We start from the raw sequence: 16,633 nt of genomic DNA, 5'->3' as shown, positions 1-16,633 counted from the left end.
CCGGCGCACTGGCGGCGCTCTCCGGCAGGTCGAACAGTAGCGTGAACGCCTCGGCGCTACGCCCATCGGGGCCGCTGATGGTCAACAGCAGATCCAGCCAGGGCTCCAGCACCTCCTGCTCGGTGCGCAGCACCACCCGAGCACCGCCGGGAAGGCGCTCGATCTCGGCGCGCACGCTGGCCGCCAGCGGGGTCCACTCCAGCCCCCGGGCGGTAAAGGCCGCTTCGTCAGCGACCTCCACCCGTAACTCGCCCAGCGCAGTCTCGGAGACATCCACGATGGGTGCGGAGGCATTCAGCGGTGCCTGGAGCGGTGAGTTGACCGTCACCTGCCCCAGCCCCACGGCCAACGCCAACGGGCTTACGACGCCCAGCGGCAGCCATGACCACCATGCCAGCTTGTTTTTCATTGCGGCCCCTACTGCCTGCGGTTCCCTGCGTTACATTGTGCGGAAACATTCACCCATCACAATGACTTAATTCGTTTTTATCATAACGTATTTAACATGCCGCTTGGGCCAATGCACCCTCGACACGCCTGACGGGCAAAAAAAATGGGAAGCTGCGAACAGCTTCCCACTGGTTTACCTGACGGCCCGCGCTGGATTACTGCTCGCGCAGGATCTTCAGCATGCGCTTGAGCGGCTCGGCGGCCCCCCACAGCAGCTGGTCGCCCACGCTGAAGGCCGAGAGGTATTCACCGCCCATGTTCAGCTTGCGCAGCCGACCTACCGGTACTTGCAGCGTGCCCGTGGCTGCTGCCGGGGTCAGGCCCGCTACGGTGGCGTCCTTATCGTTGGGAATCAGGCGCACCCACTCGTTGTGCTTGGCAATGCGCTCTTCGATCTCGTCCAGCGGCACATCCTGCTTCAGCTTGATGGTGAACGCCTGGCTGTGGGAGCGCATGGCACCGATACGCACGCAAAGGCCATCGATGGGAATCGGGTTGTTCTGCAGTCCCAGAATCTTGTTGGTCTCGACGCTGCCTTTCCACTCTTCGCGGCTCTGGCCGCTCTCCAGCTTGGTGTCGATCCACGGCAGCAGGCTGCCCGCCAGCGGCGCAGTGAAGTTTTCCGTGGGGAAGTCGCCGCCACGCATGGCCGCAGTGACCTTGCGGTCGATATCCAGAATGGCGCTGGCCGGGTCGGCCAATTCGCTGGCCACGCTATCACGCAGGTGGCCCATCTGGTTGAGCAGCTCGCGCATGTGCTTGGCACCGGAGCCGGACGCCGCCTGATAGGTCATGGAGGTCATCCACTCGACCATATCGGCCTCGAACAGGCCGCCCAGGCCCATTAGCATCAGGCTGACGGTGCAGTTGCCGCCCACGAAGGTTTTGGCACCTTTCGCCAGCTGCGCATCGATGACCTTACGGTTCACCGGGTCGAGGATGATGGTGGCTTCGTCTTCCATCCGCAGGGTGCTGGCGGCATCGATCCAGTAGCCTTGCCAACCGCCGTTGCGCAGGTCGCCGTAGACCTTCTTGGTGTAGTCACCGCCCTGGCAGGTGATGATCACGTCCAACGCTTTCAGGTCATCCAGTGCAAACGCATCTTTCAGCGGAGGCACGTCCACGCCGATGTCGGGGCCGGGCTGGCCAACTTGAGAAGTGGTGAAAAAAATCGGCTCGATACCGTTGAAATCACCATCTTCCTGCATGCGCTGCATCAGCACAGAACCCACCATGCCACGCCATCCCACGAAACCGACTTTCAACATGTGAAGTCCTCCAACCAAGAATGAGATAAGTATTATACACAAATATCCGACACGACGTCGGCCACCCCTTGGGGCAGCCGACGTTGGTTGCTTTGCGACGAGTCGAAGCGAAGCTCTTTTTGCAAGCCTTAGGCTGAGCGTTGTGCAAAGGCCGCCAGCACTGCATCGCCCATCTCCACCGTGGAGACCCGACGGGTGCCTTCGGAAGCGATATCCGCCGTGCGCAGGCCGTCGTCCAGCACGCTGCCCACCGCCGCTTCGATGCGCTCGGCCATGGTGGGCTCATTGAGCGAGTAGCGCAGCATCATGGCCACCGAGAGCATCATGGCCAGCGGGTTGGCGACGTTCTGGCCTGCGATGTCCGGCGCGCTGCCGTGGCAAGGCTCGTACATGCCCTGCCCGCTCTCGTTGAGCGATGCAGAAGGCAACATGCCGATGGAGCCGGTCAGCATGGCGGCGGCATCGGAGAGAATGTCGCCAAACATGTTACCGGTGACCACCACATCGAACTGCTTCGGTGCACGGACCAGCTGCATGGCGGCGTTGTCCACGTACATGTGCGACAGCTCTACATCCGGGTATTCCGGTGCCAGCCGCTCCATGACCTCACGCCACAGAATCGTCACTTCCAGCACGTTGGCCTTGTCCACCGAGCAGAGCTTCTTGCCGCGCTTCTGGGCCATCTCGAAGGCGACACGACCAATACGCTCGATTTCGCTTTCAGAGTAGATATAGGTATTGAAGCCGACCCGCTCGCCGTCGCGCACTTCGATACCCCGGGGCTGGCCGAAGTAGATGCCACCGGTGAGTTCACGCACGATCATGATATCCAGCCCGGCCACCAGCTCGGGCTTCAAGCTGGAAGCGCTGGCCAGCTGCGGGTAAAGCATGGCCGGACGCAGGTTGCCAAACAGGCCCAGGTTCTTGCGCAGGCCCAGCAAGCCCTTCTCAGGACGCCTGGAGAGGTCGTCGATCTTGTCCCATTTGGGGCCACCCACGGCACCCAGCAAAATCGCGCTGGCAGCCTTGGCTTTTTCCAACGTTGCGGCGGGCAGCGGCTCGCCGTGTACGTCGTAGGCCGAGCCGCCCACCAGGCCCTCTTCCACGTCGATGTCCAGGCCAGCATCCTGGCAGGCTTTCAACAAACGCGCCGCCTGGGCGGCAATTTCCGGGCCGATACCGTCACCGGGCAGCAGTAACACCTTATGAGTCATGCTCAATCCTTAGCACAAAAAATGGAAGACTTACGCGGGCTGACGGAACAGCCACGGGCGCTGCTGACGATGCTGCGCTTCGAAGCTGCGAATGGCCTCTTCGTCTTGCAGGGTAATGCCGATATCGTCCAGGCCGTTCAGCAGGCAGTGCTTGCGGAATGCATCGACCTCGAATTCCAGAATCTCGCCGCTGGGCGTGATCACGCGCTGGTGCTCCAGGTCGACGTCCAGCTGGTAGCCTTCGTTGGCATCCACCTCGGCAAACAGGCGATCCACCTGCTCTTCGGCCAGCGTCACCAGCAGGATGCCGTTCTTGAACGCGTTGTTGTAGAAGATATCGGCAAAGCTGGGGGCAATCACTACCTTGAAGCCAAAATCTTCCAGCGCCCAGGGCGCGTGCTCGCGGGAGCTGCCGCAGCCAAAGTTACGCCGTGCCAGCAGCACCTCGGCGCCTTGGAAGCGCGGCTGGTTCAGCACGAAATCCGGATTCAGCGGGCGCTGGGAGCAGTCCTGACCGGGTTGGCCTTCGTCCAGGTAGCGCAGCTCATCGAACAGGTTCACGCCAAAGCCGGTCCGCTTGATGGACTTCAGGAACTGCTTCGGAATGATCAGATCGGTATCGACATTGGCACGGTCCAGAGGCGCAACGATGCCTTCAAAACGTTCGAACTTTTTCATGGCTCAGGCCTCCTGGGCGTGGGTGGCATCGTTGGCAGGCAAGGTACGGACATCGACGAAGTGGCCAGCAATGGCGGCCGCAGCGGCCATGGCCGGGCTCACCAGATGCGTACGCCCGCCGTAGCCCTGACGACCTTCGAAGTTACGGTTGGAGGTCGAGGCGCAGTGCTCGCCAGCGCCCAGCTTGTCGGCATTCATGGCCAGACACATGGAACAACCCGGCTCGCGCCACTCGAAGCCCGCTTCGATGAAGATCTTGTCGAGGCCTTCGGCTTCCGCCTGGCGCTTCACCAGGCCAGAACCCGGCACCACCATGGCCAGCTTGATGGAATCGGCTACCTTGTTGCCCTTGGCCACCTTGGCGGCTTCACGCAGGTCTTCGATACGCGAGTTGGTGCAGGAGCCGATGAACACCTTGTCCAGCTTGATATCGGTAATTTTCTGGTTGGCCTGCAGGCCCATGTACTCCAGCGCGCGGGAGTGGCTGCGCTGAACGGTTTCGTCATCGGCGGCCTGGGGGTCGGGCACCTGACCGGAAATACCGGTGACCATTTCGGGGCTGGTGCCCCAGCTTACCTGAGGCTCGATCTCTTCGGCCTTCAGGGTGACCACTTTATCGAAGTGGGCATCGGCATCGGAGACCAGCTGGCGCCAGTCGGACACGGCGGCTTCCCACTGCTCGGCGGTGGGCGCAAAGGGGCGCTCGGCGAGGTAATCGATGGTGGTGTCATCGACCGCAATCAGCCCCACCCGAGCACCTGCTTCGATGGCCATGTTGCACACGGTCATGCGGCCTTCCATGGAGAGCGATTCGATGGCGCTTCCAGCAAACTCGATGGCATAGCCGGTGCCGCCGGCGGTACCAATCTTACCGATGATGGCCAGCACCACGTCCTTGGCGGTCACGCCCAGACCCAGCTCGCCTTCCACGCGCACCTGCATGTTCTTCATCTTCTGCGCCAGCAAACACTGGGTAGCCAGCACGTGTTCCACTTCCGAGGTGCCGATCCCGTGGGCCAGCGCAGCAAAGGCGCCGTGGGTGGCGGTATGCGAGTCGCCGCACACCACGGTCATGCCGGGCAGTGTGGCGCCCTGCTCGGGGCCCACCACGTGCACGATGCCTTGGCGGGGGTCGTTGATCTTGAACTCTTCGATACCGAAGGCCTGGCAGTTGTCGTCCAGGGTCTGCACCTGAATCAACGAGACCGGGTCCTTGATGCCGCTGTTGCCCTCGGCACGCTCTTTCACCGTAGTAGGTACGTTGTGATCGGGCGTAGCCAGGTTGGCATCCAGGCGCCAGGGCTTGCGGTTGGCCAGACGCAGGCCTTCAAACGCCTGTGGCGAGGTCACTTCGTGGAGCAGTTGGCGGTCGATGTAGATCAGCGCCGTGCCGTCATCGCGCTGCTTGACCAAGTGCTGGTTCCAGAGTTTGTCGTAAAGGGTTTGACCTGACATGTGGCTCTCCTGGGCAGTGCCCTGCTAGTCGTGTTGGCGGCTTCTACGGGCCGCTCTTGTCGCGGGCGTCATGGACGATGACCCGAGTGTTACCCGACTCGCACATAAAAGCAATTCATGTTATTCATACTTTAGATTCCAAACAGGAATAGATGATCAGGGAGCCGCCGTGGATACCCAAAGCCTGCAAGCCTTTCTCGCCGTGGCGCAAACCCAAAGCTTCTCCCGCGCCGCCGAGCAGCTTCACCTCACGCAGCCAGCGGTGAGTAAACGCATTGCCACGCTGGAAGAGCTGCTGGGCACGCGGCTTTTCGACCGTATCGGGCGAAAAATCACCCTCACCGAGGCAGGCAACCTGCTGCTGCCCAGCGCCCAGCGTATCCTGTTCACCGTGGACGACAGCCGCCGCGCACTGGCCAACCTTTCCGGCCAAGTGGGCGGCAAGCTCACCCTGGCCACCAGCCACCACATCGGCCTGCACCGGCTGCCGCCGCTGCTCAAACTCTACACCCAGCGCCACCCGGAAGTGGCCCTCGACCTGCACTTCCTGGACTCCGAGCTTGCCTATCAGGGCGTGGTGGATGGCACCCTGGAAATGGCCATCGTCACCCTGGCGCCCCACCCGGTGGAGCAGCTGCAGGTGGTCGAACTCTGGCGCGACCGGCTCTGCTTCGTCTGCGCCAAGGACCACACGCTGGCCCAGCGCAGCCGCACCCAGGCCACGCTGAGCCTGGCCGAATTGTGCGAGGTGAACTGCGTGATGCCCGGCGCCAAGACCTTCACCCACACCCTGATCGGCCAACGCTTCCAGGCCGCCGGCCTGACCCTGCCGGTCAGCATGTCCACCAACTACCTGGAAACCCTGAAGATGATGTGCAGCGTCGGGCTCGGCTGGAGCCTGCTGCCGGAAAGCATGGTCGACAGCGAACTGGTCGAGCTACCGGTGGATACCGACCCCATCCACCGCCCGTTGGGTTATCTGGTGCACCACAACCGCACGCTCTCCAACGCTGCGCGCAGGATGATCGAGGCGCTGGAGAATGCCCGCGCGTGATGGCCTGGTAGCGGGGACAACATCAGAAACGACACCGGCCCGCGCCTTTAGAAGCGTGGGCCAGTGTCACGGAGATCCCGCCTCAAACGGGCATTAACGCGATGACGACAGCGCCTGTTTGACAGCCTCCTCCAGCGACAGCGTGGGCCTACCCAGCAACTGGCTCAACTGATGGCCCTCATCCAATAGTGCCCCCTTGGCAACTCCTCTATCGGCGTCTGCCAATACGCTAGCGAACTCCTTCGGCAGCCCCGCCTGCTGCAAAGCACTTACGTAATCGGCCTCACTCACGTTGACGTAATCGACGCGCTGTCCGCTTTGCCGCGCGATAACGGCTGCCAGCTCGCCCAGCGTATACGCGCTGTCACCTGCCAACTCATAGACGGGCTCCCTGTGCTGATCGCTGGCCAGCACGATGGCCGCTGCTTCGGCGTAATCAGCCCGCCCAGCCGAGGCAATCCGCCCCTCGTCGGCACAGCCAAACAAGACACCCTGGGCGACCGCTCCAGGAGCGCCCTGCGTATAATTTTCGGTGTACCAGCCGTTGCGCAGCAGCACATAAGGAACACCAGAGGCATGAATCAGTGCCTCGGTCTCGCGGTGCTCCTGCGCTAAACCAAGCGGTGACGAATCGGCATGCAATAGGCTGGTATACGCTAGTAGCGCTACGCCCTGACGCTTCGCAGCCTCGATGACCGCTCGATGCTGATCGACACGCTGGCCAATCTCGCTAGACGAGATCAGCAGCACCTTTTCGGCTCCTTGCAAAGCCGCTTGCCAGCTGTCAGGGTCATCGTAATTGGCTTGACGTACGTGTACGCCTAGCTCGGCCAGCGGCTGGGCTTTTTCCACATTCCGCACGGCGGCCACAATGTGCTCGGCAGGCACGCGCTTCACTAGCGCATCAATCACCAAGCGGCCTAGCTGTCCGGTAGCACCCGTTACTACGATCATGTTTTCACCCTCATTCATCTGCAATGGTTGGTGAAACGAAGCGTACCCTTTAAACTAACTTTTAGTAAGTACGCACAAAAAGGTAAGTACCATGACCCGTCACCCAACGCCCCCTTCTCAAAGCGCCAGCCATGGAGAACTCGCCAATGCCATGCGCCGTGGCGAAGTACTCGCAAAAGCCTGCCCATCGCGGCAGATTTTGAAACACGTGACCAGCCAGTGGGGGGTTTTAGTGCTGCTGGTGTTGATGAAAGGCACCCACCGCTTCAGCGAACTGCGTCGCAAGATCGAGGGAGTCAGTGAGAAAATGCTGGCACAAACGCTTCAGCAGCTGGAAGAAGATGGCCTGGTCGCACGCTATGCGCGTCCCGTTGTGCCGCCGCATGTGGAGTATTCATTAACGTCGCCAGGCAAAGAGCTGGGACAGCACATCGAAGCGCTAACCGATTGGATCGAACACAACCTGCCTACACTGCTTGCTGCACGCCGAAAGCCTGACTAGCTACCCATGCTCAAGCGATGCAGGGCCGCATTACTTTGCACGGTGGAGGGTGTGGCCTCTTCCAGCGCCACCTTGACCATACCCAATGCCACGGCCTCTACCGAAATAGGCCGCAGCGCAAGCGGTAGCCAGCGCACCGCGGGTGCCAGCACCGCGCTCGCCCACGTCTCTGCAAAGCGCCCATCCTGCGGCCGCCCCAACAACAGCGAAGGCCGAGCAAAGAACACACAGGGCAACCTCAGCGCCTGAATATCCCGCTCCACTTCGCCTTTCACGCGGTTATAAAATATCGACGAGCGAGCATTGGCACCGTGCGCTGTCACCACGGCCAACCGGCTCACCCCCGCCGCTTTGCAGGCACGGGCAAACGCCAGCACCAACCCATGATCCACGCGACGAAACGCCTCTTTACTCCCTGCCTGCTTTTTCGTGGTGCCCAGCGCTACAAACGCCATGGCCCCAGCGGGCACCCGTTCGGCAACCTCAGCTTCCAACCGTTCGAAATCCAGCAGCACAGGCTGAAGCCTGGATGCGTTAGCGTGGGGAAATTCACGAGCAAGATCCAGCTCGCGGCGGGTCACGACGATGACGCTCTCCACCTCATCGCGCTGGGAAAGCTGCGTCACGAGGTGCTGGCCAATGGCGCCAGTGGCACCAAGAACGATGGCGGTAGGCATGAGTAACCGTTTCCTTATGGTGTGAGCACCTAGACACAGGTTTGCTTTCTACTGACACAGCAGGCAAAGAATGACATTGTAGCGCGTGGTAACGAGCGAGCAGCGAGGCACCCGCGAGGCCGCGCCACCGTGAGAAAAGGTAAGCAACCCACGCCCCACCATCACCTGACTGAATACATCCGCCTCACGGATCAGGTATCAACCCCCACAAACCGCGACTTCACCTCTGCTGACGGCACCATACAGGCATCTTTCTTACCAAAGAGCCGATAGCGATGCCGCGCAAACAATTTATAAGCCGCGTCCCTGATCGGCTTGGGCACTCTCTTGAGCGCATAACACAGCCGCCAAGGCCCTTTCAGGTCTTTCGCGATCTCAAGGGCGGCATCCGAGAGCACATAACACTCACCCTTCTTGATCAGCACCAGGGTGTCCGTGCCCACATCGGGGACGTTGAAGTGCTCCGTCAGCTCCTGGGCCAACTCACTCTGCATCGGGGTGAAGGCAAAGACACCCTCTGGATCTCGCTGGATGATGAAATTCACCGCGCCGTTGCAGAAGTTGCACACACCATCGAATATCACGATATGCCGATTATCCATAGGCTCCTGCAGAAAGAAGACGTTCGTTCGACATGAGTAGGTTGCCTGACACTACGGGCAACGGCGCACCATGGCAATCCGCTGCATCGGGTCGGCAAGCGCTGCCCAAGGTGCAGTGTTCCAATACCGCATGACCTCATGATCAGAAAAGATTTCCAGCAGGCTATCCGACTCATCGATGGCCAAGGGTTTGAGTATCAACCGCGCGGTTTCAATCACGGGGAAAAATAATCCTTTCAATATCAGCACTCCATTTCCATATCTAGCACTGGCTGGCTACCATCACCAAGTCCGTCAATTCAACCCTCTGGCATCGCACCGGAACAAAGCCGCACACTGCGCGCCACCAAGGGCAGCCACCCCTGTAGCGCGTGGTAACGAGCGATCAGCGAGGCACCCGCGAGGCCGCGCCACCGAGCAGCTATCGATGCTCAAAAATGTGATGCGTGGCGTGATAAAACACACTATCAGCTCGGCTCAAATGTTCAGCAACCCAGCGCGCCACAGCGCAAGCACCACTTCGACTTGCTGGTTATGCTGTTTCGGTGCCCCTTGGACGACAATTCCCCAAAGTTGTTTTCTGGGCAAATCGGCCAAGTGCGGTTTTTCGTGAAGAAGCTTAAGCAAGTCAATCGCGTATTTTTTGTTGGAAACGGAGGTGGTGTACTTACCAGCCTCTATTCCCTCGACATAGCCTTCTTCGCATAACCCCAAAAATGCAGACCGTGGACAGCCTTTAACACGAGCAGCATGCTGATCAGGAAACATGGATGCGGCGGCCAAATTCCACGCTTCTACAGGAGCAACACCTTCCCCTGCCAAGCGAACAGCCTGTAAAGCAACATCGCCATATTTAGCCATTTTACGCCCCCCCAACTCGAATCATCATGTAGCGCGTGGTAACGAGCGATTAGCGAGGCACCCGCGAGGCCGCGCCACCAATAGAGAAGTAGGCAGCCGTCCAGGCTCCACCAGCGGGCGGACACCGCCATTCCCTATGCGGGAAGATCACTGACCAAGCGCCCATACATTGCCGAGTCAGAGACAACGCCATTGACTTCCCAGCGCTGCCTTAGCAGCCCCTCTTGAGAAAACCCGAGTTTCCGTAGTGCTTTCGCTGACGCCAGATTCTCTGGGTCAATCTCTGCTTCAATCCGCCGGAGCCCCAATGAGTTGAAGCCGTACTGAATCAACGCCTCGCCTGCCTCATGAATATATCCCTGCCCCCAGCATGAACGGCCCAACCCAAACCCGATTTCAGCCCGTTTGGATTTTTGATCGTAGCTGAACAGCATGCACTTGCCAGCCAACTCACCTGTCGACTTCACATACACGCCGAGCACCAGCGACTCTTCACGGCGCATCGACTCATGACTTCCATTAATGAAATCAATGGCGTCCTGAATCGTTGCCCAAGGTGCAGTGTTCCAGTACCGCATGACCTCATGATCAGAAAAGATTTCCAGCAGGCTATCCGAGTCATCGATGGCCAAGGGTTTGAGTATCAACCGCGCAGTTTCAAGCACGGGGAAAAATAATCCTTTCAATGTCAGCACTCCATTTCCATATCTAGCACTGGCTGGCTACCATCACCAAGCCAGTCAATTTAACCCTCTGGCGGAACAAAGCCGCACACGGCGCGCCACCAAGAGCAGCCCGTGGCTCGGCTAATGGGGCCAACACTGCGTGATGATTCGCGGGTACCTCGCCGTACCAGGCTTTTTACGATAAAGACAAGGTTATAGCGCGCTCCATATAGCGTACCAGTGCATCAAACTCTTCTTGCCTGTCTAACCATTGATCATCGACGACCCCCAGGTAGCCTTCCCGCGCATACTTCAATTGCGCTGCGTACCTTGAAGGAGCCCGCTTCTCCGCCCACTCTGCAGCCACATCTTTAGGCTCGATAGTGCCGGTAGAGGCTGTGAGCCACATGCGAGCCAGGGTCAAAATCACGTTACGTTCATCCCCTTGCGATTCTGCCAACAAAGTGGGCAAGGCATGTTGAATGGCCACTCGGATATCAGCCATAGGTATCGAGGGGATAACCTCTGCAGCGTTGGGGCCATGAAGCGCCAGGCCATGCTCCCTCACTTTTTTCAAGACGATGACCAGGTCAGGGTCACGGACAGGGGCTGGTACACTGCCCGCCTCGAACTGCTCGCGCATCCATTCCCCATATACAAACTCCGCTTGCGGAGGAAATGGCCAGGGAGCGCCCCCTGAAACCGTTATCACGGTCAGCTCCAATGGCCTGATGCCATGTATATTGCCGATCGCACCGGACACACTCATCAATTGGGCCGCCAATGCCTTCCTCTGTTCGCGGCACAGCGGCTGGGCAACGCTAATAAGGATATCGACGTCGCTATCAGGTTTTAAGCCGCCTACTACCGCAGAACCAAAGAGGTAAATACCAACAATCGACTCACCCAGCACCTTTTCGCTACTTGCTGGGCCTGCTGCGCTTCACTGGGTATCGTTGGAATAGCCATCAAAAGGGTGGAATCCTCACGGGTAATGCGACCATTGCCGCTAGTTCTTTAACTCCAATCCCAGAAAATGCGTTCCAGGCACGGGGTTATGCGTGACGGGTGGATGCTCCACAAACCCATATGACTTGTATAGCTTCAAAGCTGCCGTAAATTCGGGCAATACATCCAGGCAGATTTTCTTGTAGCCACTCTCATTCGCCGCCTGCAGCACTCTATCCATTAGCATGGCCCCCCACTGGTTGCCGCGGGCACCAGGTCGGATATAGACCCGTTTCATTTCACACGTGTGGGCGTCCAGCTTCCGAAAAGCGGCGCAACCCACCGACACACCCTCTTTTTTCAGCAGAAATATCTGTGACTCTTCAGAGGAGTACTTTTCAGCTAGCTGGCTGAACTCCTGATCATTTCCTTGAAAAGAGAGATCCACCGACGTGCTGTCGATATACTCTTGATACAGAGCCAGCACAGCGTGTAGATCATCAGGAAATACCGCTCTCGACACTTCAGGCATGTTTCTCCCCCCAATCGGCAGTCATTTCGATCCCCTTCACTCACGGCGGGCCAACAGCAGCCCTGCCCCCGCGCTTCCCAATAACCCGGCACACACTCGATTGAACAGGCGCCGCATGGAGGGGCGCGAGAACCAGTGGCGCAATGCCTTGCCGAAGAACGCGTAACCGGCGATGGCGACCCACTCCAGCAACAGAAACAGCGTCCCGAGTATCAGGAACTGAAGCCCTACGGAACCCGCAGGGTCGACAAACTGGGGCAGGAACGCGGTAAAAATCAGGATGGCTTTGGGGTTGCCCGCTGCCAGCAGGAACTCCTGCCTCGCCAGTTGAAGCAGATTCTTGCCGCCCAGCGCCTCGTTATCGCCTTCTGTCGGGTCTGCGTTCCAGAGCTGATACGCCAGCCAGAAGAAGTACAGCCCACCGGCGATTTTGACGGCGAGAAACACCTTTTCGGAGGTATGCAGCACGGTGGCCAACCCGGTAGCGGCCAATGTAATCATGCCCACAAAGGCCACCAACCGACCCATCCCCGCATAGCAGGCCACCCGTATGCCGTATCGCTTGGCATTCGCCATGGAGAGCAGATTGTTCGGGCCGGGGGCCATGTTCAGGGCAAAACATGCAGGTATGAATAACAGGAGCGTCATCAAGGTCATGTCGGTTCCCATCTTGTAAAGTGAAAAGGGTCAGCTCCCGGCAGCAGGCTCGTCTGCCTTCGCCCTGGGCTGGTTGGTGACACCAAACGGAATATGAACAGAAGGCACCACCGCACTGGCGGACTGTAAATGACCAGACTGATCATCGAAGAAGATGTGCGGCTTCAACACACCCAGCACTCTGCCCTTCTCGATGCCGCCGAGGAAGAACGCATCGTTGGCCATGACGCCCCAGCTTTTCAGCGTCTTCAAGGCGCGCTCATGGGAAGGCGCATTGCGGGCCGTGACAATCGACACGCGTATACGATTTTCATACTCGAGGTGCTGCTGCTTGTACGCCTCTTCCGCCGACTGGATTCTTGAAATGCGTACCAGGAACTCTTTCAGTGGCCCAGGATGGTGCGGCTGCATCACGTTCTTGACTTCATGATCGTGGAAGGCCGTGAGACCTGATGCCTGCATGACCGACTCGGATTCGTCGCCCGCCAGCACGCCATCAAAGTCAAAAGCGATGCGCAGTGTCTGGTCGTCTTCATCATCGTCAAACATGGAATCCAGCACCTGCCCCGCCGGGTGCCCGCTGCCAATGGCGGCCTCCACGTCTGGCTTGTGGCCAGACAAAAATAGCGCAATGTTCAACGCGGGAATGTACTCATAGGGCGAACGCCCCTGCATGAAGATCGCCCGGGTAATGCCCAGCCCGTAGTGCTCGATGGTTTTCATGACGCGCAAGCCGGTATCCGGGTCGTTGCGTGACAGCAGCACCACCTCCACCAGCGGGTCTTCCGGGCTGGGGCTCAAGTCGTTCAACGCCAGCAGCCGCTTGATAAACGGAAACGCGATGCCCTTGGGGAGCGGAACCTCAAGGTTCTTTTCCTGATATTCGCGATACTGCTCCTCCCCCTCGCGGCGAAAGACGGCATCGGATTCGCTCAGATCAAAGACAGCACTGGAGGCAACGCCAATGACCAGGCGGTTATCGAGTTCGTAGGGCATGCGCTTCCTTTGTGGGTGGTGGGCTTGTTGCGTCAAGTGCCTTATTAGCATCCTCGATTTCATGCTGGCTAAATACCTGAATATCGTGTCGGCGCAACAGCGCAGCGGTAACCCCCATCCCAGGGTTCCTATTTCCTGAGAAGTGACCGTCGTAGATGAATGAACTGCCGCAGGAAGGGCTAGCCTCAGCCAGCACGGCTATTTCAATATGAAACCTTTTGCACAGCTCCAGGGCCACCGACGCACCAGCAATAAAACTATCAGACACAATGTTGCCGCCTTTTTCCATGACGTCGGCCTCACCGTCTAACACACTGTTTCCACAGCCCTCGAAGATTTCCGCAGGCTCCCTGGGAATACTCATGCCTGCTTCCACCTCTGGGCAAACAGATACCACTCGGCCTTCAGAAATCCACCGCGCCACGATTTGATCATTTACCGGTAAGCTACCACCGTCGTACCGGACACTTTTCCCTAGAAGACAAGCACTCATTAGCACTTTTTTCACATTCCCCCCCTGTCACTGTGATGCAGACGCCTACTCTCACCAGATGCACAATGTAAGCAGAGATGTTGCATCGAGTGGATGGCCTGACCCCGAAGTTGAAAACCAGATGACCATACCGCTCATCGTGATTATCGCGTGCTGGCCGCAAGGCGCGCACCCAAAGTGACGGACAAGGCATTTGAGGTGGCGCAGCCTAGGCTAATTTTCACCACTTCCATATGCGAAACAGCTCGCATATGAACACCATCGCATGCCCTGCAACACCACTTGCTTGATCACCTAAGCAGTATCTTGTGATATATTTTTACATGCTACAAACTCACCCTTACCTACGGGCAGCGTTGTCGCCGTGAATTCGCCGCTGGTATTGATGAAACAAAAAAACTCGTCCAGTTCTTCTGCATGCGAAATCGCATTATCGCAAACAAGAAGCCCGCCAGGCCGCACAAGAGAAACGATTCGACCAGCAAGCTGAAGGTAGCTTGATCGATCTGCATCGAGAAACACCAGATCAAACAGCTGATCACAAGACTCGAGAAAATCCATAGCATCGGCTTGTACTAGTGCAATTTTGTGTTCAAGACCTGCCCGTTTGAAGTTATTTTGGGCCTGAGCAACCTTGAAAGAGGAAACTTCTAGCGTGGTTATATGCCCATCCTCTGGCAGCGCAGAGGCTATCCACAGTGTGGAATAACCGTTTGATGTACCAATTTCCAACACCCGCTTCACAGCGCTTGCCTTTATAAGCACTTCCAAAAACTGTCCTGTATGCCTAGTTATATTGAGATACTTACGGTCTCTATCTTCTACCGACGCATCATTCTCTTGACCTAGCATCTCCAACTCTTTGAGAATTTTCTTGAGCTCCACGGCGCGCCTCCTGGCAAGTAACACTGGTTATTATATCGGACTCAAAACGAGAAACGGAGGCAGTCCCTAACCCCGGAACGGCAAGTGTCGTTTACCATGGGCGAGCATCGGCCTCTACAATCCTTGCCTTGCTCTTTCTATTGCAGCCGTGACCGCCGACAAGGCCTGAGGGCTATTCTTCCAGCAGGTAGCCCCAAGCATTAATGCGATTTTTTCCGCAACTACTTCTGGGTCATGGCTCGCCAACTCTGAAAAGGAGTTTATACCTATTTCCTCAAAACGTTTGACCACTGTAGGGCCTACCCCCTTCACTTCGAGTAGCGCGTTTCTTTCTGAGGTATTGAACACCATAACGAAACTCCTTGAATTACATAAAGTTTGATCGCAGCAGCATGAACTACTCCAACTCGTTACACAAAAGGCTAAACATGCACTTCAACCTTACCCGCTCCGGCAGCATGACCAACTTCGAGCAGACAGCGCTCTTCTACTTCTGAAAGGCCGCCTTCCGTCATGGCCCGAGGATAAATCAGGAGCTTCGGTTTCCTTTTGAAGAGACCTTTAGCACCCACCTTTGCCAAGCCTTCCTTCATGCACTCGACGGCTGGCATAAATGTTCCTACCAGCAGCCTCGTAGTGGTGAAAGGCTCTTTTGGCTCGACGACAACCGTATTGTTATTTGCAGTGAACACAATACGATTTTTCAAAATCTCCGCTTTGACTTCCATTTTCTCTTGACCTCCCTTGAAATATGCTTTCTGTCTTTTATTGATCAGAACCATGAACCCGAAACCAGAAAACTCTCCCAACACCAGATAAAAAGGAAAGCGACGGCGTGACTCGCTACTACGGACGATAAACAACCTTCGTCACTTGGCTTCAGACTTGGCTCGGAACTCAATATAGCACTTTTCGTTACAACGCCGATAATTGATAAGTCTCATTTTTAACACCGCATCACCAATGACAACACCGGGGCAAAGCGGAGGTTTTAACATCAATTGGATGACTTTGTTATGCGCGCTGCCGTATATCACGGATATCCTCGACATCTACCGGCCGTGAGAGCGCAGATTTATACCGTATCAGATCTTCCCGCAGCATGAGAGGAAGCTGAAGACCCAACAAATGTACGGTCTCATAGCAAGAAAAATCTATATTGAGCGGTACCCACTGCTCGTTGCCTGAATCAAATATCTGCGGACCATCAGCGTTGCCTACCTCGACTTTAATGCCTTCATACTTGAATTGGACGTAGGTGAGATCCCAGCCTTCCTCTTGGCGGTGAGCGGCGGCTTTGGATACGAATTCCTGACCAGCCTGTACCACTGATGAAAAGTGCTCACTAGGAACGAAAAGGTCAATATCATGCAGGTCACGCTCAGCGCCATAGCCCTTTGCTGCGAGCCCACCACAAATGATGAAGGGTATGTTTCTATCTCTTAGTAACCCTACGATCCATTGCGTGGCTACTTGATGCATGATTCCTCCTCTACGCTTAACGCTCGGCTTACACACCAGCATGTGGGCGCTCAGCGCCGGAAAGGCGGTCGCCGTGAAGTCATTGGTTAGAAAAAATTGGCCGGTTGATATAGCTGACCATATTTACGTCATCTACCGATACATGACTCAGCCCACAATTATCGTGCGGGAACCGTGTTTTATGGGGCAAAGCCAGCATGCTGTTTAATAATTCGCGAAGCATGTGCCCGTGTGTTACTACCAATAACCTGGAGTGAGGC

General features: G+C 57.3%; 22 protein-coding genes and 1 pseudogene. 2 read left to right on the top strand and 21 right to left on the bottom strand.

Going from position 1 to position 16,633, the window contains the following annotated elements; genetic code table 11:
• From B7L72_RS18495 to leuC, 5 genes are all read right to left on the bottom strand, one after another.
• Positions 1 to 409: type IV pilus assembly protein FimV (locus B7L72_RS18495; protein WP_446718551.1), on the bottom strand; the 409-nt coding region annotated here is incomplete at its 3' end.
• 196 nt (positions 410 to 605) lie between these two features.
• On the bottom strand, positions 606 to 1,718 hold the full coding sequence (asd, locus tag B7L72_RS05170; protein WP_016914050.1) for an aspartate-semialdehyde dehydrogenase: 1,113 nt from the start codon (positions 1,716 to 1,718) through the stop codon (positions 606 to 608).
• A 128-nt stretch (positions 1,719 to 1,846) separates the two neighbouring features.
• Positions 1,847 to 2,932, bottom strand: coding sequence for a 3-isopropylmalate dehydrogenase (gene leuB, locus B7L72_RS05165; protein WP_081192991.1), 1,086 nt, complete (start codon positions 2,930 to 2,932; stop codon positions 1,847 to 1,849).
• A gap of 30 nt (positions 2,933 to 2,962) precedes the next feature.
• Entirely contained in the window at positions 2,963 to 3,610 is a 648-nt protein-coding gene (gene leuD, locus B7L72_RS05160; RefSeq protein ID WP_081192989.1) for a 3-isopropylmalate dehydratase small subunit, read from the bottom strand.
• Between the two features lie 3 nt (positions 3,611 to 3,613).
• Positions 3,614 to 5,065 carry a 3-isopropylmalate dehydratase large subunit gene (gene leuC, locus B7L72_RS05155; protein WP_081192987.1) on the bottom strand — a complete coding sequence of 484 codons (1,452 nt, stop codon included), beginning with the start codon at positions 5,063 to 5,065 and terminating at the stop codon, positions 3,614 to 3,616.
• Positions 5,066 to 5,234: 169 nt separating this feature from the next.
• On the opposite strand from leuC, the gene B7L72_RS05150 reads away from it, so the two are divergent.
• Positions 5,235 to 6,119, top strand: a complete 885-nt coding sequence (locus B7L72_RS05150; RefSeq protein WP_081192985.1) for a LysR family transcriptional regulator — start codon at positions 5,235 to 5,237, stop codon at positions 6,117 to 6,119.
• Between the two features lie 93 nt (positions 6,120 to 6,212).
• On the opposite strand, the gene B7L72_RS05145 is transcribed toward B7L72_RS05150, so the two are convergent.
• Positions 6,213 to 7,073, bottom strand: a complete 861-nt coding sequence (locus B7L72_RS05145; protein WP_081192983.1) for an SDR family oxidoreductase — start codon at positions 7,071 to 7,073, stop codon at positions 6,213 to 6,215.
• Positions 7,074 to 7,164: 91 nt separating this feature from the next.
• On the opposite strand from B7L72_RS05145, the gene B7L72_RS05140 reads away from it, so the two are divergent.
• The gene (locus B7L72_RS05140) at positions 7,165 to 7,575 is read left to right on the top strand and encodes a winged helix-turn-helix transcriptional regulator (RefSeq protein WP_081192981.1); all 411 of its coding nucleotides are present in this window, start codon (positions 7,165 to 7,167) and stop codon (positions 7,573 to 7,575) included.
• Here the strand turns inward: B7L72_RS05140 and B7L72_RS05135 are convergent.
• The 15 genes and pseudogenes from B7L72_RS05135 to B7L72_RS18700 form a co-directional block, all read right to left on the bottom strand.
• Positions 7,572 to 8,252, bottom strand: a complete 681-nt coding sequence (locus B7L72_RS05135) for an NAD(P)H-binding protein (protein ID WP_081192979.1) — start codon at positions 8,250 to 8,252, stop codon at positions 7,572 to 7,574. The genes B7L72_RS05140 and B7L72_RS05135 overlap by 4 nt on opposite strands.
• Positions 8,253 to 8,443: 191 nt before the next feature.
• Positions 8,444 to 8,854, bottom strand: coding sequence for a thiol-disulfide oxidoreductase DCC family protein (locus tag B7L72_RS05130; RefSeq protein ID WP_081192977.1), 411 nt, complete (start codon positions 8,852 to 8,854; stop codon positions 8,444 to 8,446).
• A gap of 51 nt (positions 8,855 to 8,905) precedes the next feature.
• The gene (locus B7L72_RS05125) at positions 8,906 to 9,094 is read right to left on the bottom strand and encodes a GNAT family N-acetyltransferase (RefSeq protein WP_217806053.1); all 189 of its coding nucleotides are present in this window, start codon (positions 9,092 to 9,094) and stop codon (positions 8,906 to 8,908) included.
• Positions 9,095 to 9,331: 237 nt separating this feature from the next.
• A complete protein-coding gene (locus tag B7L72_RS05120; RefSeq protein ID WP_081192973.1) occupies positions 9,332 to 9,715 on the bottom strand; it encodes a DUF6979 family protein in 384 nt (127 codons plus the stop codon).
• 134 nt (positions 9,716 to 9,849) lie between these two features.
• On the bottom strand, positions 9,850 to 10,410 hold the full coding sequence (locus tag B7L72_RS05115) for a GNAT family N-acetyltransferase (protein ID WP_081192971.1): 561 nt from the start codon (positions 10,408 to 10,410) through the stop codon (positions 9,850 to 9,852).
• A 166-nt stretch (positions 10,411 to 10,576) separates the two neighbouring features.
• Positions 10,577 to 11,349: pseudogene (locus B7L72_RS05110) on the bottom strand (aminoglycoside adenylyltransferase family protein).
• Positions 11,350 to 11,389: 40 nt separating this feature from the next.
• Positions 11,390 to 11,860, bottom strand: coding sequence for a GNAT family N-acetyltransferase (locus B7L72_RS05105; protein WP_081192969.1), 471 nt, complete (start codon positions 11,858 to 11,860; stop codon positions 11,390 to 11,392).
• 36 nt (positions 11,861 to 11,896) lie between these two features.
• A complete protein-coding gene (locus B7L72_RS05100) occupies positions 11,897 to 12,517 on the bottom strand; it encodes a LysE family translocator (protein WP_081192967.1) in 621 nt (206 codons plus the stop codon).
• A gap of 30 nt (positions 12,518 to 12,547) precedes the next feature.
• Positions 12,548 to 13,513, bottom strand: coding sequence for a 5'-nucleotidase (locus B7L72_RS05095; protein WP_081192965.1), 966 nt, complete (start codon positions 13,511 to 13,513; stop codon positions 12,548 to 12,550).
• Positions 13,494 to 14,021 (bottom strand): DUF523 domain-containing protein, encoded by a 528-nt coding sequence (locus tag B7L72_RS05090; RefSeq protein WP_217806051.1) that lies wholly within the window; start codon positions 14,019 to 14,021, stop codon positions 13,494 to 13,496. Before B7L72_RS05090 ends, B7L72_RS05095 begins: the two co-directional genes overlap by 20 nt.
• A gap of 279 nt (positions 14,022 to 14,300) precedes the next feature.
• The gene (locus B7L72_RS05085; protein ID WP_254893759.1) at positions 14,301 to 14,891 is read right to left on the bottom strand and encodes an O-methyltransferase; all 591 of its coding nucleotides are present in this window, start codon (positions 14,889 to 14,891) and stop codon (positions 14,301 to 14,303) included.
• A 114-nt stretch (positions 14,892 to 15,005) separates the two neighbouring features.
• Positions 15,006 to 15,242 (bottom strand): hypothetical protein, encoded by a 237-nt coding sequence (locus B7L72_RS05080; RefSeq protein ID WP_081192961.1) that lies wholly within the window; start codon positions 15,240 to 15,242, stop codon positions 15,006 to 15,008.
• 71 nt (positions 15,243 to 15,313) lie between these two features.
• Complete coding sequence (locus B7L72_RS05075) at positions 15,314 to 15,754, bottom strand: hypothetical protein (RefSeq protein ID WP_217806050.1); 441 nt, start codon at positions 15,752 to 15,754, stop codon at positions 15,314 to 15,316.
• Between the two features lie 151 nt (positions 15,755 to 15,905).
• Complete coding sequence (locus B7L72_RS05070; protein ID WP_081192959.1) at positions 15,906 to 16,373, bottom strand: nucleotidyltransferase; 468 nt, start codon at positions 16,371 to 16,373, stop codon at positions 15,906 to 15,908.
• Positions 16,374 to 16,452: 79 nt separating this feature from the next.
• On the bottom strand, positions 16,453 to 16,633 hold a 181-nt coding region (locus B7L72_RS18700), incomplete at its 5' end, for a histidine phosphatase family protein (protein ID WP_217806048.1).

Source organism: Halomonas sp. BC1 (genome assembly GCF_002078135.1).
Taxonomy (GTDB): domain Bacteria; phylum Pseudomonadota; class Gammaproteobacteria; order Pseudomonadales; family Halomonadaceae; genus Vreelandella; species Vreelandella stevensii.
Note: the sequence above shows the minus strand (reverse complement) of the source record. Positions and strands in the feature narration are given on the sequence as shown.

Excerpts from the sequence above, each read along its gene's own strand:
- asd (WP_016914050.1), bottom strand. The coding sequence starts at position 1,718 with ATGTTGAAAGTCGGTTTCGTGGGATGGCGTGGCATGGTGGGTTCTGTG.
- leuB (WP_081192991.1), bottom strand. The coding sequence starts at position 2,932 with ATGACTCATAAGGTGTTACTGCTGCCCGGTGACGGTATCGGCCCGGAA.
- leuD (WP_081192989.1), bottom strand. The coding sequence starts at position 3,610 with ATGAAAAAGTTCGAACGTTTTGAAGGCATCGTTGCGCCTCTGGACCGT.
- leuC (WP_081192987.1), bottom strand. The coding sequence starts at position 5,065 with ATGTCAGGTCAAACCCTTTACGACAAACTCTGGAACCAGCACTTGGTC.
- B7L72_RS05145 (WP_081192983.1), bottom strand. The coding sequence starts at position 7,073 with ATGATCGTAGTAACGGGTGCTACCGGACAGCTAGGCCGCTTGGTGATT.
- B7L72_RS05140 (WP_081192981.1), top strand. The coding sequence starts at position 7,165 with ATGACCCGTCACCCAACGCCCCCTTCTCAAAGCGCCAGCCATGGAGAA.
- B7L72_RS05135 (WP_081192979.1), bottom strand. The coding sequence starts at position 8,252 with ATGCCTACCGCCATCGTTCTTGGTGCCACTGGCGCCATTGGCCAGCAC.
- B7L72_RS05130 (WP_081192977.1), bottom strand. The coding sequence starts at position 8,854 with ATGGATAATCGGCATATCGTGATATTCGATGGTGTGTGCAACTTCTGC.
- B7L72_RS05120 (WP_081192973.1), bottom strand. The coding sequence starts at position 9,715 with ATGGCTAAATATGGCGATGTTGCTTTACAGGCTGTTCGCTTGGCAGGG.
- B7L72_RS05105 (WP_081192969.1), bottom strand. The coding sequence starts at position 11,860 with ATGCCTGAAGTGTCGAGAGCGGTATTTCCTGATGATCTACACGCTGTG.
- B7L72_RS05100 (WP_081192967.1), bottom strand. The coding sequence starts at position 12,517 with ATGACCTTGATGACGCTCCTGTTATTCATACCTGCATGTTTTGCCCTG.
- B7L72_RS05095 (WP_081192965.1), bottom strand. The coding sequence starts at position 13,513 with ATGCCCTACGAACTCGATAACCGCCTGGTCATTGGCGTTGCCTCCAGT.
- B7L72_RS05080 (WP_081192961.1), bottom strand. The coding sequence starts at position 15,242 with ATGGTGTTCAATACCTCAGAAAGAAACGCGCTACTCGAAGTGAAGGGG.
- B7L72_RS05070 (WP_081192959.1), bottom strand. The coding sequence starts at position 16,373 with ATGCATCAAGTAGCCACGCAATGGATCGTAGGGTTACTAAGAGATAGA.